Genomic DNA, 14322 nt, shown 5'->3' with positions numbered 1-14322 from the left:
GGAATGCCCCGCTGGCTCTTCCTCATCTTCGCCACCGCCATCGCCCTCTCGGTCCTGGGCAGCGTGCTGATCGTGCTGCGCAGCCCGAACAGCACGCCGCCGCTCGTGGGCAACGCTCCCGCCCCCGCCTCGACGGGCATGCCGCCCAAGCCCCGCGGGAGCCCGTAAGGATCGTCCGGCGGCAAGTCCTGAAAGGCGTCAGGCGGCGACGCCGGTCCCCACCGGGCAGCTGACGCCGGTGCCGCCGAGGCCGCAATAGCCGCCCGGGTTCTTGGCGAGGTACTGCTGGTGGTAGCCTTCCGCGAAGTAGAAATGCTCCAGCGGCTTGATCTCGGTGGTCACGTTCGGGAAGCCGCGCTGCCGCAGTGCTTCGGCATAGGCTTCGCGCACCGCCCGGGCGGTCGCCTCCTGAGCGGGGCCGTTCGTGTAGATGCCTGAACGGTATTGGGTGCCGACATCGCTGCCCTGGCGTAGGCCCTGGGTCGGATCGTGGCTCTCGAAGAAGGTCCGCAGCACCGACTCCAGCGGCAGCAAAGCCGGGTCGAAGGCGACCAGCACGACCTCGTTGTGGCCTGTCTGGCCGGTGCAGACCTCCTCGTAGGTCGGGTTCGGGGTGTAACCGCCGACATAGCCCACGGCCGTCGCGAACACGCCCTCGGGCAATTGCCAGAAGCGACGCTCCGCGCCCCAGAAGCAGCCGAGCCCGAGGACGATCGTCTCGATGCCCGGTGGATAAGGCCCTTTGAGCGGGTTGCCGTTGACGAAGTGGGTCTCGGCCGTCGACAGCGGCGTCGGACGCCCCGGCAGGGCCTCGGCGGGGCTCGGCATCTCGGGGCGCTTGCGGAACAGAAACATCGGGTTGCCTCCCGGTCTCGGGTCCCGCCCAATATGGGTAGATGTCCACTTCGGAGAAAGCATCCGGCAGCCGGGGGACATCCGGCTCATCGACGGCCGATAGAGGGCCCTATGCGTTCCGGGCAGGCGACGCCGTCACGGGTGTCGTCCCACTCACGCCCTCATCCTGAGGTGCCGCAGCGCAGCGAAGGCCTCGAAGGTGCCCTTCAGAGGGCGCCGCGATCCCTGGAGCCTTCCTTTGAGGCCCGCTTCGCGGTCACCTCAGGATGAGGGAGCAGGTGTGATAGCCGCATCCCGAAACCGTCCGGCATCCCTATCTTGGATTGTGCTTGGCGATCAGGGCTTCGTGAGGAACCCGATCGGCTCACGGCCCGGCTGGCCGAGCCAGAGCAGGACCGCGCCGAGACCAAGCCCGATCAGCGAGGCCGGCGCCAGGGTGAGCGGCAGGCCCAGCACATGCCAGAGCCAGGGCGCCGCCCCCTCGACGCTGCCCTGCAGGGCGCCGGCCCGGTCCTTGAACAGGGCGGCGATCACCTCTGAGAGCGGCGTCACCCGCAGGCCGTTATTGGCGATGGAGCGGGCACCGTCATAGACCAGCGCGACGAAGCCGCCGGCCATCAGCAGGAAGCCCAGGACGCGGACCAGGAAGCGGAACATCGCGGACGTCTTCGAAGCCTTGCGCGCCCGGCGGGCGCCCGTCCCGGGAGTATGGGGCCGGGCCGCCGGTTGCAACCACCGGCGCGTCCGGTTGCCGGTCCGGGACGCCCATGTCACAGGCAGCGGGCGGCGGCGGGCCGTGCGGGAACGGTCGGCCTTGGACGCACGCGCGACGTCACTCTCCCTCGGCCTCGTGATCTTCGATTGCGACGGCGTCCTGGTCGACAGCGAGCCCCTCAGCCTCGCCTGCCTCACGACCGGCCTCAACCGGATCGGCGTGGCGATCGACCTCGCCACCGTGCGGGCGCGGTTCACCGGGACCTCCATGCCCTCGATCATGGCGCATATCGCCCGGGACTATGGGGTTACGGCGCCCGAGGGCTTTGTCGAGGCGGTCAAGGCCGAGACGCTCGCGCTGTTCGATGCCGAATTGCGGGCGATGCGTGGCGTCGCCGAGGCGGTGGCGGCCCTCGGCCTGCCGCGTTGCGTGGCCTCCAGCAGCGATCCGGTCCGGCTGCGCCATTCCCTGACGCTGACCGGGCTTCTGCCGCTGTTCGGCGCGCATGTGTTCTCCTCGGCGCAGGTGAAGCGGGGCAAGCCGTTCCCGGACCTGTTCCTGTTCGCCGCCGACCGGATGGGGGTCCCGGCCGAGGCGTGTCTGGTGATCGAGGACAGCGTGCCGGGCGTCACGGCCGCCCGGAGCGCCGGCATGCGGGTCGCCGGCTTCACCGGCGGCGGCCATTGGGTCCACGACCTCGCCGGAGCGGACCTCGTGCACGCCGGCGCCACCCGGATCTTCTCGGATTTTTCCGATCTTGCCGCGGTGATCGCGGAGGCTTGAAGGGTCTCGTCTCTAGTGCATCGATCCAGACTGAGGCGTCAGCCAAGTCTGGAAAAATTGATGCAAAACCAAAGAACTAGTGCTCACTCGCATGAACGAAGTGAATGCGTCAGAGCACTAGGAAGCGGAACCGGGGCCACTTCCCTCCCAGGCGCAGCTCCGAAAACGGAAATCGCTTCCGTTGACGGTCCGTCGCCGCATCGCCATCTTCGGAAGTGCCGATGTGGCTTCGCGCCCGCGTCGGTCGCGGTGATTTGAGAAGCGTAGCTTGCGCCGCGTCATCAAACGCTAAAGCACTGCGACGGCCTTCGTGCCGCGCGGTCCTTCAGTCTGGAGGACATCCGATGTCGAAGAGACCCCCGGTCGACCACCCTACGCTCCCGAACGTGCCTTGCTGCCGCGCCCGACACCGGCGCTGTCGACGCTAGCGTGTCGACCATCATCCAGCAGTCATCGCTATCCGGCATGGCTTCACGCCGGCCCAGGGAGTTCCAAGTGCCATGCACAGTCTCTTTGCAGAACACATGCCCGGAGAGGGCCTGAAGGCGGCCGATCCGGCCACCATTCCGTTGCCTGGTCCGGCCGGGCCGCCGCGGGTGATCGAGATCGGTGAGATCACCGCCGGGATCGCCGTGCCAGAAGGGCGCGGGGTCCGGTTCTTCTCATCCGCCCGTGATTTCGATGGGCTCGACGGCACCCTCTTCCGGACCGCCGAGCAGGCGACCCGCGCGGCCCGGGAGCGCGTGCGCGCCCGCGCTCACCCCGGCGCCGGGCAGGAGCGGGCCCAGCTCCGCCGCGCTTGATCGGTGCATCGCAACACCCCTCCGCTGAAGCAGCCGACACGCTTCGGCGGAGGGGGGATCATCCGGTTCGAGCGCGCTACCGCCCGCATTCCTCGCGGGTGCGCTTCATGGCTTCGGCGAAGCCGCCGAGCGCGTACTCGTCGCTCGTGGGATTACCGCGCATCGACGTGGTCTTGATGATGAGCTTCGGGTTGCGGGTGCTCATCTCGGAAACGACCCGGGCCTCCTCGGCCGGGTTCTGCAGCCACGCGTTCCCGTCCTTCACCACGAGGCCGTAGCGGTTGCTGCCGAGGTTGAGGCTCGGGTCCGTGGGGGTGGCGGCCGAGCCGGGTTTGACTTGGGAGGCCGCGGGCTTCGAGGGGAAGCCCAGCATCACCGCCACCTCGTTCTGGACGTTCTCGCCCTTGCGCACGCTGACGAACAGGTAGGCGGTATCGCGCTTGAGGGTCTTGGGCGAGCGGGCCTGCGGCTGCGCGATCGCGTAGCAGAGCTTGGTGCGGCCGTCGCCGTTCACGAATACGTTCCAGTCACCGAAGATCGCTACCGGTGTGGCCTGCTGCATGCCAGGGGGCGTCACCGCCCTCTTCTCGGCCCGGGCCGCCGGCCGCTGGCGACCGCGCCGACGCCCACGCTGGGCCGGGGCCGCATCGTCCCCACTGGTATCGACCGCAGCGTCCTGTGCCCACGCGACCGTGGCGGACAGGCCCGGGACGCCGAGCAGACCTCCGAAGACACCGGTGACGAGACCGGATGAGAGCAAGAAGAGAGCTCCGACCGGGAGCAGACGTGAGGCGCGGACCATCTTCACTTCCTGACGACGGGCGGCCCTTTCAAGGGCCGGACCGGGGTTCAGGATTAGTGAAGCTTGCGTAAAACGTCTGCAAGATGGCGAGAGAGCGCCATCCGCATCAGATCGCGCGTGCCTCCACGGCCTGCGCGGCGATCACCACCGCTGCGGCGGCAACCGGTTCGACCGTCTCACCGATAGCCATCGGAACGGCGTTCGGTTGCGCGGGGACGGCCTGCTTGCGGGGCGGATCGTTGTAGGGGGTGTTGTAGCCCTTGCGCACGGCGGCCCAGTAGGCCTCCCGGGTCAGGCCGGAACCGGTCAGGGCGGCATCGATCATCGCCGTCGCCCGTGCCGCCAGATCCGAAACCTCTTCCGGCTGCAGCCAACTCTCGACAGGCATCCTGCGCACTCCGTTCCACACGGCAAAGCTTGTAGCGGGTCGGACTTAGCCAGATGGTGAACGCACGACTTGGCGGATGGTTGCACCGCACAATTTTCTTCCCCGCCTGTGGGTAAGCGGGATGGCGCACACACTGGCCTGGCGTGAGCCGGGACCAGCCCCGCGCACCGGTTTTTGTCATCAAGGATTCGCTGACCAAACCAAGAAGCATCCGGGCAAGCCATAGAATTGCCCTGCACCTAGGAGGCTAATCCGCTCCAGATCGGAGCTTACGGCTCCGGGCAAGTCAGGCCCTCGCCAAATAATTCGCTTTCTAATTCCAGATGCTGCGAACTCATCTCGACATTCGGATTTTATCACTTGCAAATCCCGCGTCGATGCGGGACCATTTCTTTGCCGCATCGTATGAGTCCGTCACTCAACTCAGGGCCGCTCCCACGGACGGTGAAGCCGCCATGATCGGAGCCGTGAACAGGGTGCTGCCGGTCCCGCGCTCCGCGACGGCGGTGAGGGATCCGGCTCCCGGGGAGCGCCGGGCGCGGGCGCAGGACGACGTCCGGACCGACCCCGCCCTGGAAGCCCTGCGCCGCGCGCGTCGGGCCGAGATGGAGAGCCTGCTCGCATCCATGGCTTCGGCCCCGCCGGGCGCGCACGCCGTGGCGGCCCATACGCTGCAGGAGGCGGAGCGGAAGCTCGCGCGGCTCAAGGCGGAGGCCCGGGCGGCAGCGGCCTCCAGCGACCGGAAGGCGGCCCGCCAGATCGCCCGGGATCTGGCCATGCTTGCCCGCGTGATCGCTGATGCCGCCCAGGATTACGCCGTCGCGGAGGCGCAGCCGGACGTCGTATCGCCCGCCCTGGCCAAGGCCGCCGCGCGGATGAATGCCCCGTCCCGGGCCGGAGACGCGATCGATGCGGGATCCCTGATCGGAGAGGCAGCCTCGGCCGCCGCCGAGGTGACGCAGGCCAAGACGAAGAGCGAGGCGCCGGATACGGCAGCGCCGAAGAAGGCCGAGGCCAACGGCGAGATCCGGCGGCCGGTGGATTCCGGAACCGCACCCAACAGCGCTTCTCCGAGTGGAGCGGGCAGCCCGGGCGATGAGGACATCCTGGTCAAGGCCCACAGACTGTTCGAAGAGGCCGTGGCGTGGCTGCACGCGATGGCGGCCTTGATCAGCAGGCGGCCGAGCCGGGCAGGCCACGCCGAGCCGGACGAGCCGATTCCGGTCTGGCCTTTGGGACTGTCCCTGCCTTCCACCAGCGCCCCTCGACCGGTTGCCTCTCACGGCTGGTGAGTGACGAGATCGAAGCCTTCCTCCGGCGCGGGCGGGACGACATAGCGGCTGACCAGATCGAAATCCGCCTCCGTCACCGTGAAGTCGTGCGTGCCTTCGGCGTTCCGTCGGAGCAGGCGGGCCTTGCAGACCGCATCGGGCACATCGAAGACGTGGAGCTGGTGCGCGACACCGGCCGCCTCGAACAGGGTCCGCATCCAGGCCCGGTTGGTCAGCGTGTTGGCCGGAAAATCCAGAACCACCGACACGCCGAGGCTCAGAAGGGACACGATGTGCGGCCCCATAGCGTCGCGCAGCCGCGCCGCGTTGCGGGCGTAGTCGGCGAGACAGGTCTGCGCGTCGGGATAGAGCCGGGCGAGCCAGTGATCTTCTGCGATCACGACGGTGTCGGGTTCCTGCCCGAGGCGGGCGGTGAGCGTCGATTTTCCGGCCGCGATCTTGCCGCACACAAGGTGCAGCGTCGCATCGTTCCTGGACATGGTGGGAGACCTTGAGCTTGCGGCACCGAGGCCGCGAAGGCGTTCACATGCGGGATCGCCCGGCCTGACGGATCAGACCGGGTATCAAATGCGACCGCGAATCGCGGTCCCCGCGCTGTGAACCCACAAGGTCATGGGCGAACCGTGCCATCGCCCGGCCGCCTTGGCCAGGGGGTGTCCTGCACAGGGCGGCCGGATCCGCTCAGCCGAGCCGCTCGATCCAGCCCTGCGCCTGCTTGCGCACGTTCACGGGCGCGGTGCCGCCGTAGCTGGTGCGGCTCGCCACCGAGTTCTCGACGCCGAGCACCGCGTAGACCGCCTCGGTGATCCGCGGCTCGGCCTCCTGCATCTCGGCCAGCGACAGTTCCTCAAGCCCGACACCCTTGGCCGAGGCGGCGCCGACGAGGCGGCCGGTGACATGGTGCGCCTGACGGAACGGCAATCCGAGTTCGCGCACCAGCCAGTCGGCGAGATCGGTGGCGGTGGCGTAGCCCGAGCCGGCGGCTTGGCTGAGCACCGCGGCGTTGGGCTCGAGGTCCTTCACCATGCCGGTCATGGCGGCCAGGCACAGGGACAGCGCTTGGAGCGCGTCGAACGTGCCCTCCTTGTCCTCCTGCATGTCCTTCGAATAGGCGAGCGGCAGCCCCTTCATGACGACGAGCAGGCCGGTCAGCGCGCCGATGATCCGGCCGGACTTCGCCCGCACCAGCTCGGCGGCATCGGGGTTGCGCTTCTGCGGCATGATCGACGAGCCGGTGGTATAGCCGTCCGACAGCCGCACGAAGTTGAACTGCGCCGAGGTCCAGACCACCAGCTCCTCGGCGAAGCGCGACAGATGCACGGCGCAGATCGAGGCAGCCGCGAGCGATTCAAGGGCGAAGTCGCGGTCGGCGACCGAATCGAGGGAGTTGGCGGTCGGCCGGTCGAAGCCGAGCGCCGACGCGGTGGCGTGCCGGTCGATCGGGAAAGAGGTGCCGGCGAGCGCGGCGGCGCCGAGCGGGCATTCGTTGAGCCGCGCCCGGGCGTCGCGGAACCGCCCCCGGTCGCGGGCCAGCATCTCGACATAGGCCAGGCAATGGTGGCCGAAGGTCACCGGCTGGGCCGATTGCAGATGGGTGAAGCCCGGCATCACGGTCTCGGCGTGCGTCAGCGCCTTTTCGGCCAGCGCCCGCTGCAGGTCGGCGGCCTGCTGGTCGAGGGAATCGAGGGTGTCGCGCACCCAGAGCTTCATATCGGTGGCGACCTGATCGTTGCGCGAGCGCGCCGTATGCAGGCGCCCGGCGGCCGTGCCGACGATCTCGGTAAGCCGACTCTCCACCGACATGTGGATGTCTTCGAGTTCGCGCTTGAACACGAAGGTGCCGGCTTCGATCTCGTCGCGCACGGACTTGAGCCCGGCCTCGATCGCAGCCACATCCTCCGCGGGCAGGATGCCGGCTTGGCCGAGCATCGCCACATGCGCCAGCGAGCCGCGGATATCCTGGGGCGCGAGGCGCTTGTCGAATCCGATGGAGGCGTTGATCTCCTCCATGATCTCCGCCGGGCCGCTCGCGAAGCGGCCGCCCCACATCCGGTTGCTCATGTCGATCCTTCCGCGCCCTGAACGTCCCGGCAGGCAAAGCTGATGCCCAGCCGCACACCCATCCTGGCCGGCGCAGGCGTCGTCGCGCTCGCCGTCCTCGGGATCGCCCTATACGGGAGCGGTCTCCTGCCCGGCAACACGGGCGGGGCGCTCCAGCCCTGCGCTGCCGCCAAGCCGGCACTCGCCCGGGTCGACGCCGCCGCGAAGGGCGAGGTCGCCGCCATGCAGGCCCTGCCGCAGGCCCGGCCCGCTCCCGAGATCCGGTTCAAGGGCCCGGGCGGGGCCGAGACCGAGCTCACCGATCTCAAGGGCCGGCTGCTGCTGGTCAATCTTTGGGCGACGTGGTGCGCCCCCTGCAAAGCCGAGATGCCGGCGCTCGACCAGCTTCAGACGCAACTCGGTGGGTCGGATTTCCAAGTCGTCGCCATCAATGTCGACACCCGCAACCTGGAGAAGCCGCCTGAATGGCTGAAACAGGCCGGCATCCACGATCTCGCCTTCTATGCCGATCCCGGCGGGCGCGTGCTCCCGGCGATCCAGCGCGACACCCAATCCCCCGGCCTGCCGACCACCATGCTGATCGACGCGCAGGGCTGCACCCTCGGGGTGATGAAGGGGCCGGCCGCGTGGTCGAGCCCGGATGGGCTGGCGCTGATCCGCGCGGCTCTGGGGCGGACGTCGTAGAGGTTTTCTGTCCAGCTTGCTTGCCCCCGCCTCCGATGCGCGGCAAGGCCTGCCGCGATGACATCGCCAGCCCCCCATCGCACCCCGCCGAGGCGCGGCCCGCGCCCCCTTTCGGCCATCCGCACGCTGCTCGCCAGTGAGGCGGCGGGCGGGCTGATCCTGATGGGCGCGGCGGCGCTCGCCCTCGTCATCGCCAACGGGCCGTTTGCCGGGACCTACGCGCACGCGCTCCACAACGCCCTCGGGCCGATGAGCGTCCAGCACTGGATCAACGACGGGCTGATGGCCGGGTTCTTTCTGCTGGTCGGCTTGGAGATCAAGCGCGAGGCGCTGGACGGGCGGCTGCGCACCTGGCCGGACCGGATGCTACCCGGCTTCGCGGCACTCGGCGGCATGGCGGTTCCGGCCGGATTCTACGCGCTCGCCAATGTCGGCAGTGACACCCTGCGGGGCTGGGCAATCCCGGCCGCCACCGACATCGCCTTCGCGCTCGGTGTCCTGGCACTCCTCGGGTCCCGGGCACCGGTCTCCCTGAAGATCTTCCTCAGCGCGGTGGCGATCATCGACGATCTCGGCGCCGTGTTGATGATCGCACTGTTCTACAGTTCCGGCCTCGACCTCACGATGCTGGGACTGGCCGCCCTCGTGGTCGCCGGCCTCTACGGACTCAACCGGGCCGGCGTATCGTGGCTTCCGGCCTACCTGATTCTCGGCCTCGTGCTCTGGGTCCTCGTGTTGCGCTCCGGGATCCATGCGACCATCGCGGGCGTGCTCCTGGCGCTCACCATCCCGATCCGGGTCAGCCCAGGTCGCCCCGAGGACGCGCTCTCGCCGCTGCATCGGCTGGAGCACGCGCTGGCCCCCTGGATCACCTACGGGGTGGTGCCGGTCTTCGGTTTCGCCAATGCGGGCGTGAACCTGACCGGCCTGACCGGCGACGCGCTGCTCCAGCCCGTGACGCTCGGCATCGCGGCCGGCCTGTTCCTGGGCAAGCAAGCCGGCGTATTCGCGAGCCTGCGGCTCGCCGTCGCGCTCGGGCTCGGGCAGCGCCCGGCCGGCGCGGGGTGGGGGCAGGTCTACGGCGTCGCCGTGCTGTGCGGCATCGGCTTCACCATGAGTCTGTTCATCGGCGGCCTCGCCTTTGCGGACCCGCAGCACGAGACCGCGGTGAAGCTCGGCGTGCTCACGGGCTCCGCGCTGTCGGGCCTCGTGGGCGCGGCGATCCTCCTCCTCGCCCGGCCCCGCGCTGCCGCGGCCTGAACCCGTCCGCGCGACCCCGGCTTCGCGGCACGGGCCGAAATGCGCTACCCCCTGCTGGCATGCGCTTCTATCTTGGCCTCGCCACCACCTTTCACGATCCGGCCCTCGCACTGGTCGGGCCCGACGGCACCCTGCTCTTCGCCGAGGCTGCGGAGCGCCACCTCCAGTACAAGCGTGCGCCGAACTGCGAGCCGGACGCCCCGGCCCGGATGGCCTCACTGCTGAAGGAGCACGTGCCGCCGGGCTCGGAACTCGTGATCGCCTCCACGTGGGGTGCGCAGTTCAGCGACTTCCTGCGGGGCCAAGCCGGCGCCGGCGCCTTCGACCTGATGGCGCTCGCCGCCCACACCACCGCGCTCAACCGCTCCTTCGTCCCCGAACAGGCGGAGCGGGTGTTCATCGCCGATCTTCACGGCGCGCAGGAGCGGGCCGGCCACGGCACCCTGCTGGCGCTGAACCAGGAGGCGCGGATCACCGGTGCGGCCCCCCGGGCCACGATCGCCGGGCAGCGGCGCTACCCGCACCACCTCTGCCACGCCGCCTACGGCCTCTGGGGCAGCCCCTTCGCGGAGGCCACCGCCCTGGTGGTCGACGGCATGGGCGAAACCGGCGCGGCTGCGATCTACCGGATGGAGGAGGGCCGGATCACCGAGCTGCGCCGCCATCGCGGGCGCGGGTCGCTCGGCTTCCTCTACGGGCTGATCACCGATCTCGCCGGCTTCGACCAAGTGAAGGGCGAGGAGTGGAAGATCATGGGGCTCGCCCCCTACGGCCAGCCCGATTTTGACCTCGCCGCGCTCCTCGCCCGCCTCTGCACGGTCGAAGCCGGTCGCCTGCGCTACGCCGACGCCGAGACGATCCGGGCCGTCGCCGAGGAGATCCGCGCGCGTCGCCCGGCGGATGCCCTGGAGAACGGCTGGGCCAACCTCGCCCGCTGCGGCCAGGATTTTTTTGGGATTTTGATGGACGCGTTGGTGGCGGAGGCGTACGCGCTGGCGCCCTCCGAGAACCTGGTGATCGCCGGGGGCTGCGGCCTCAACTCGTCCTTCAACGGCCGGGTTCTGGGCCGCTCCGGCTTCGCCCGGCTGCACGTGCCCTCGGCCCCGGCCGATGACGGCAACGCGGTCGGGGCCGCGTGGCTCGCCTACGCGGAGGATCATCCGGACTGGGCCGGGCCGCCGCGCGAGCAACGCCCGCTCTCACCCTATCTCGGCTCGCGGGTCTCGACCGCCCCCATGGAGCGCCTTGCCGAGCAGGAGCCCCGCGCCCGGCGTGTCGGCCACGCGGAGGCGACGCAGGCCGCGGCGCGAATCCTAGCGGAGGGCGGCCTCGTCGGCTGGGTGCAGGGCCGGGCCGAGTTCGGGCCCCGGGCGCTCGGCAACCGCTCGATCCTCGCGGATCCACGGCCGGAGGGCGCCAAGGACGCGCTTAACGCCAAGGTGAAGTACCGCGAGGCGTTCCGGCCCTTCGCCCCCTCGGTCCTGGCCGAGGCCGGGCCGGACTGGTTCGAGGATTACGCCGACAGCCCCTACATGGAGCGCACCCTGGTCTGGCGGGAGGCGGTCCGTGCCCGCGTGCCGGCGGTCGTGCACGCAGACGGCACCGGCCGGCTCCAAAGCGTCACGGCGGCGCGCAACCCCGCCTACGCCGCGCTGATCGAAGCCTTCGCCGCTATCACGGGCGTGCCGATCCTGCTCAACACCAGCTTCAACGTCATGGGCAAGCCGATCCTCCACAGCGCGGAGGACGCGATCCTGATGTTCTACACCACCGGCCTCGACGCCCTCGTGGTCGAGGATTGGCTGGTGGTGAAATGAGACGCGCCGCGCCCGGAAGAGACGCGGCGCGTGATTTGGTGCTGCAGCCCGTGCGAAAAGCTTACTCGCAAACCTCGACGCGGCGGTAGGTGAACTCGCCGTCGCCGAGCCACTCCTTGCGGCGCTCGTAGTGGCAGATCGGGCCGCGGCGCTCGCGGATCACGACGGGCTCGGGCTCCTCGACGAGCACGCGGCGCGGACGGTACTCCGGCGGCGGGGGCGGAGGCGGGTTGTTGGCGCCGTTGATGAGGGCGCTGCCCACGACGCCGCCGACCACGCCAGCCGCGAGGCCGCCGACGATGGCGCCGGTCTGGTCGCGGGCGGTGGCCGGGGCGACGGCCCCGAGCACCAGGGTCGTCGCAAGGGCGGCGGCCCCGGCGCGAGTCATCGTGAAGGAACCGCTGAAGGACACGCGCAACATCTCCCGTTCGTGTTGAGCACAATCCAACACCGGAGGATTAAAAATCCCCGAAGCCGCCCAATGCGAACATGTGCCATATGAACCGGACGATTCGAGCTCGGATGGGATCAGAGCAGCCCGTCGAGGCTCTCCACCACAGTCATTGGGGCGAGGTCGGCGTATTCCTCCGGCAGCCCCTTGCGGTTGACCCAGGCGGTGCGGAACCCGAAGGCGGTCGCCCCCGCCACATCCCAACGGTTTGAGGAGCAGAACAGCACGTCCCTTGCCCCGACAGCGAGCCGGGTCAGGGCGCTCCGGTAGGCGTCGGGGTGAGTCTTGAAAACCTGCGCGTCGTCCACCGACAGCACGGCGTCCAGGTGATCGGCCAGCCCCGCCGAGGCTACGGCGCGGTCGACCATGGCGGCGTTGCCGTTAGTCAGGATCGCGGTGCGGATGCCGCGCTTGCGCAGGGCCGCCAGCACGCCCGGCACCTCCGGATAGGCCTCGAGGTCGCGGTAGGCGTCGAGCAACCGCTCCCGCAGGCCCGCATCGACGTTCGGGTGGACCGCGAGCGCGTAGTCGAGGGCCCGTACGGTCAGGTCCCAGAAGGCGGCGTAGCGACCCATCAGCGACAGGGTCCAGCTGTATTCGAGCTGCTTGGTGCGCCAGACCTCGGACAGGTGGTCGGCGTCCGGCCCCACCGCCCCAGCGTAGCGCTGGACCGCGGCGTTGACGTCGAACAGCGTGCCGTAGGCGTCGAAGACGGCGGCCTTCACGCCCGCGAGCAGTCCTGATGCGTCGGTCATGGCGATCCTCTCTAGGTGCTACCGCCCGATCTGGGGCCGGACCCGCACCGCGGCGAGCCCGACCTTTTTCTCACGCACGGCGCAGGCGCAGGCCGAACAGGTGCAGCAAACCTGCCAGCAGGCCGCCATAGACCACCGCGCCGGCGAGCCCGAGCAGTGCCAGAACGGCGAGTTCGCGCCCGTGCGACAGGGCCGGAACCAGCGCCTGGGCGAGGCCCTGGCCGTAGACGGCCACCACCGCGAGACCGAGGCAGGCGAGCACGACCCCCGCGACGGTGAGCCCGAGCGTGCGCCCCGGTGCCGTCCAGTTCCGGCGTTTGGCTAGGACGAGCAGCAGGATCAGGTTCACCCACTGGGCGACCGCTGTGGCGAGCGCCAGTCCGGTCACACCATAGGGACCGGTGAGCCAAAGCTTAAGGGCGACGTTCACCCCGATCGCCGTGAGCGAGGCCCAGAGCGGGGTCTTGGTGTCCTGGCGGGCATAAAAGCTCGCCGTCGCGCTGCGGACCAGCACCACGGCCGGCAGCGCGAAGCCGTAGGCCGCCAGCACCGAGGCGGCCCGGGCGGCATCTTCCGCGCTGAAGGCGCCGCGCTGGAACAGGGCCGCCATGATCAAACCCGGGATGGTCAGGAACGCCACCGTGAACGGCGCCGAGAGCGCCAGGGAGAAGCCCGCCGCCCGGTTCTGGGCCGCATGCGCCCCGGCGACGTCCCCAGCGGCGATCCGGCGGCTCATCTCGGGCAGCAGCACCGTGCCGGCCGCGATGGCGATGACCCCGAACGGGAGCTGGTAGAGCCGATCGGCGTAGTAGAGCGCCGAGACCGCGCCGGTCGGCAGCCAGCTCGCGATGATCGTGTCGGCGAAGGCCGCGATCTGGAATCCGGCGGAGCCGATCACCGCCGGCCCGAGCACCGCAAAGAAGCGTTTCAAGGCCGGATCGGCCCGCGGCACGGCGAGGTCCGGCATCACGCGCACTCGCCGGCAGCCCCACCAGAGCAGGCCGAACTGGAGCACGCCCGAGACGGCCACTCCCCAAGCGGCCGCGTAGGCAGCGTTCGGGAACAGGAAGCTCACCGACAGGGCCGCCAGCATGGCGAGGTTGAGCAGCACCGGCGCGCCGGCCGCCACGGCGAAGTGCCGGTGGGCATTGAGGATGCCCGACAGCAGCGTCACCAACGTCATGAACAGCAGGTACGGGAAGGTGATCCGGGTCAGCGCCACCGCGAGCTGGAAACGCTCGCCATCCTCGGCGAAGCCCGGCGCCAGGGCGTGAACCACCCAGGGCATCGCCGGAAGAGCAAGGTTGAGCAGCACAAGCTGCACGATCAGCATCAGCGTGAAGACGCGATCGGCGAAGCGGTGCGCGACCCCCGGTTCACCGGCCTCCGCGAGCCCGGCATAAGCCGGCACGAAGGCGGTGTTGAACGCGCCCTCGCCGAAGATCGCGCGGAAATGGTTCGGCAGCCGGAACGCCACCACGAACGCGTCCGCCATGGGCCCGGCGCCCATCACGGCGGCCATCACAACGTCCCGGGCGAAGCCGGTGACGCGCGAGACCAGGGTCCAGCCGCCGACCGAGAGGATGGAGCGGATCATGGATTCGGGCGCAACGCTGTTCGGCGCCGCTCTCCCCGCAGAAGGGTGAAGGAGCGCTG

General features: G+C 69.8%; 16 protein-coding genes. 7 read left to right on the top strand and 9 right to left on the bottom strand.

What is annotated here, in order from left to right; genetic code table 11:
- The first annotated feature begins 3 nt into the window (after nucleotides 1-3).
- Nucleotides 4-168 (top strand): hypothetical protein, encoded by a 165-nt coding sequence (locus MKK63_RS10300; protein WP_244001293.1) that lies wholly within the window; start codon nucleotides 4-6, stop codon nucleotides 166-168.
- 30 nt (nucleotides 169-198) lie between these two features.
- On the opposite strand, the gene msrA is transcribed toward MKK63_RS10300, so the two are convergent.
- Nucleotides 199-855, bottom strand: a complete 657-nt coding sequence (gene msrA, locus MKK63_RS10295; RefSeq protein ID WP_244001291.1) for a peptide-methionine (S)-S-oxide reductase MsrA — start codon at nucleotides 853-855, stop codon at nucleotides 199-201.
- 336 nt (nucleotides 856-1191) lie between these two features.
- Nucleotides 1192-1512, bottom strand: coding sequence for a PetM family of cytochrome b6f complex subunit 7 (locus MKK63_RS10290; RefSeq protein WP_161392694.1), 321 nt, complete (start codon nucleotides 1510-1512; stop codon nucleotides 1192-1194).
- A 157-nt stretch (nucleotides 1513-1669) separates the two neighbouring features.
- Here MKK63_RS10290 and MKK63_RS10285 point away from each other — a divergent pair, with 157 nt between their 5' ends.
- Entirely contained in the window at nucleotides 1670-2353 is a 684-nt protein-coding gene (locus MKK63_RS10285) for an HAD family hydrolase (protein WP_244001289.1), read from the top strand.
- Nucleotides 2354-2877: 524 nt separating this feature from the next.
- Nucleotides 2878-3156: a hypothetical protein gene (locus MKK63_RS10280; RefSeq protein ID WP_244001329.1), complete on the top strand. Its 279-nt coding sequence runs from the start codon at nucleotides 2878-2880 to the stop codon at nucleotides 3154-3156.
- A 76-nt stretch (nucleotides 3157-3232) separates the two neighbouring features.
- Here MKK63_RS10280 and MKK63_RS10275 read toward each other — a convergent pair whose 3' ends face one another.
- Both MKK63_RS10275 and MKK63_RS10270 read right to left on the bottom strand, forming a co-directional pair.
- The gene (locus MKK63_RS10275; RefSeq protein ID WP_244001287.1) at nucleotides 3233-3958 is read right to left on the bottom strand and encodes an invasion associated locus b family protein; all 726 of its coding nucleotides are present in this window, start codon (nucleotides 3956-3958) and stop codon (nucleotides 3233-3235) included.
- Nucleotides 3959-4064: 106 nt separating this feature from the next.
- Nucleotides 4065-4346, bottom strand: coding sequence for a hypothetical protein (locus MKK63_RS10270; protein ID WP_244001284.1), 282 nt, complete (start codon nucleotides 4344-4346; stop codon nucleotides 4065-4067).
- Nucleotides 4347-4801: 455 nt separating this feature from the next.
- Here MKK63_RS10270 and MKK63_RS10265 point away from each other — a divergent pair, with 455 nt between their 5' ends.
- A complete protein-coding gene (locus tag MKK63_RS10265) occupies nucleotides 4802-5638 on the top strand; it encodes a hypothetical protein (protein WP_244001282.1) in 837 nt (278 codons plus the stop codon).
- Here MKK63_RS10265 and MKK63_RS10260 read toward each other — a convergent pair.
- Both MKK63_RS10260 and argH read right to left on the bottom strand, forming a co-directional pair.
- Nucleotides 5626-6117: an AAA family ATPase gene (locus MKK63_RS10260; RefSeq protein ID WP_244001280.1), complete on the bottom strand. Its 492-nt coding sequence runs from the start codon at nucleotides 6115-6117 to the stop codon at nucleotides 5626-5628. The two genes, MKK63_RS10265 and MKK63_RS10260, sit on opposite strands and share 13 nt — an antisense overlap.
- A 202-nt stretch (nucleotides 6118-6319) precedes the next feature.
- Entirely contained in the window at nucleotides 6320-7699 is a 1380-nt protein-coding gene (gene argH, locus MKK63_RS10255; protein ID WP_244001278.1) for an argininosuccinate lyase, read from the bottom strand.
- A gap of 42 nt (nucleotides 7700-7741) precedes the next feature.
- Here argH and tlpA point away from each other — a divergent pair, with 42 nt between their 5' ends.
- From tlpA to MKK63_RS10240, 3 genes are read left to right on the top strand one after another with little or no spacing between them, the layout of a single operon-like run.
- Nucleotides 7742-8383, top strand: a complete 642-nt coding sequence (gene tlpA / locus MKK63_RS10250) for a thiol:disulfide interchange protein TlpA (protein WP_244001276.1) — start codon at nucleotides 7742-7744, stop codon at nucleotides 8381-8383.
- Between the two features lie 57 nt (nucleotides 8384-8440).
- Nucleotides 8441-9643, top strand: a complete 1203-nt coding sequence (gene nhaA, locus MKK63_RS10245) for a Na+/H+ antiporter NhaA (protein WP_244001274.1) — start codon at nucleotides 8441-8443, stop codon at nucleotides 9641-9643.
- Between the two features lie 59 nt (nucleotides 9644-9702).
- Entirely contained in the window at nucleotides 9703-11460 is a 1758-nt protein-coding gene (locus MKK63_RS10240; RefSeq protein WP_244001272.1) for a carbamoyltransferase, read from the top strand.
- Between the two features lie 61 nt (nucleotides 11461-11521).
- On the opposite strand, the gene MKK63_RS10235 is transcribed toward MKK63_RS10240, so the two are convergent.
- The 3 genes from MKK63_RS10235 to murJ form a co-directional block, all read right to left on the bottom strand.
- Complete coding sequence (locus MKK63_RS10235) at nucleotides 11522-11881, bottom strand: hypothetical protein (RefSeq protein ID WP_409564500.1); 360 nt, start codon at nucleotides 11879-11881, stop codon at nucleotides 11522-11524.
- Between the two features lie 107 nt (nucleotides 11882-11988).
- A complete protein-coding gene (locus MKK63_RS10230) occupies nucleotides 11989-12666 on the bottom strand; it encodes a haloacid dehalogenase type II (protein ID WP_244001270.1) in 678 nt (225 codons plus the stop codon).
- 70 nt (nucleotides 12667-12736) lie between these two features.
- Nucleotides 12737-14263 (bottom strand): murein biosynthesis integral membrane protein MurJ, encoded by a 1527-nt coding sequence (gene murJ / locus MKK63_RS10225; RefSeq protein ID WP_244001268.1) that lies wholly within the window; start codon nucleotides 14261-14263, stop codon nucleotides 12737-12739.
- Nucleotides 14264-14322 lie beyond the last annotated feature (59 nt).

The organism is Methylobacterium sp. J-088 (genome assembly GCF_022829295.1).
Taxonomy (GTDB): domain Bacteria; phylum Pseudomonadota; class Alphaproteobacteria; order Rhizobiales; family Beijerinckiaceae; genus Methylobacterium.
The sequence above is the reverse complement of the archived record's forward strand: the minus strand, read 5'-3'. Positions and strand labels throughout refer to the sequence as shown.

Bases quoted from the DNA above. Each gene is read 5' to 3' on its own strand.
- MKK63_RS10300 (WP_244001293.1), top strand. From the start codon at position 4: ATGCCCCGCTGGCTCTTCCTCATCTTCGCCACCGCCATCGCCCTCTCG.
- msrA (WP_244001291.1), bottom strand. From the start codon at position 855: ATGTTTCTGTTCCGCAAGCGCCCCGAGATGCCGAGCCCCGCCGAGGCC.
- MKK63_RS10290 (WP_161392694.1), bottom strand. From the start codon at position 1,512: ATGTTCCGCTTCCTGGTCCGCGTCCTGGGCTTCCTGCTGATGGCCGGC.
- MKK63_RS10280 (WP_244001329.1), top strand. From the start codon at position 2,878: ATGCCCGGAGAGGGCCTGAAGGCGGCCGATCCGGCCACCATTCCGTTG.
- MKK63_RS10275 (WP_244001287.1), bottom strand. From the start codon at position 3,958: ATGGTCCGCGCCTCACGTCTGCTCCCGGTCGGAGCTCTCTTCTTGCTC.
- MKK63_RS10270 (WP_244001284.1), bottom strand. From the start codon at position 4,346: ATGCCTGTCGAGAGTTGGCTGCAGCCGGAAGAGGTTTCGGATCTGGCG.
- MKK63_RS10265 (WP_244001282.1), top strand. From the start codon at position 4,802: ATGATCGGAGCCGTGAACAGGGTGCTGCCGGTCCCGCGCTCCGCGACG.
- MKK63_RS10260 (WP_244001280.1), bottom strand. From the start codon at position 6,117: ATGTCCAGGAACGATGCGACGCTGCACCTTGTGTGCGGCAAGATCGCG.
- argH (WP_244001278.1), bottom strand. From the start codon at position 7,699: ATGAGCAACCGGATGTGGGGCGGCCGCTTCGCGAGCGGCCCGGCGGAG.
- tlpA (WP_244001276.1), top strand. From the start codon at position 7,742: ATGCCCAGCCGCACACCCATCCTGGCCGGCGCAGGCGTCGTCGCGCTC.
- nhaA (WP_244001274.1), top strand. From the start codon at position 8,441: ATGACATCGCCAGCCCCCCATCGCACCCCGCCGAGGCGCGGCCCGCGC.
- MKK63_RS10240 (WP_244001272.1), top strand. From the start codon at position 9,703: ATGCGCTTCTATCTTGGCCTCGCCACCACCTTTCACGATCCGGCCCTC.
- MKK63_RS10235 (WP_409564500.1), bottom strand. From the start codon at position 11,881: ATGTTGCGCGTGTCCTTCAGCGGTTCCTTCACGATGACTCGCGCCGGG.
- MKK63_RS10230 (WP_244001270.1), bottom strand. From the start codon at position 12,666: ATGACCGACGCATCAGGACTGCTCGCGGGCGTGAAGGCCGCCGTCTTC.
- murJ (WP_244001268.1), bottom strand. From the start codon at position 14,263: ATGATCCGCTCCATCCTCTCGGTCGGCGGCTGGACCCTGGTCTCGCGC.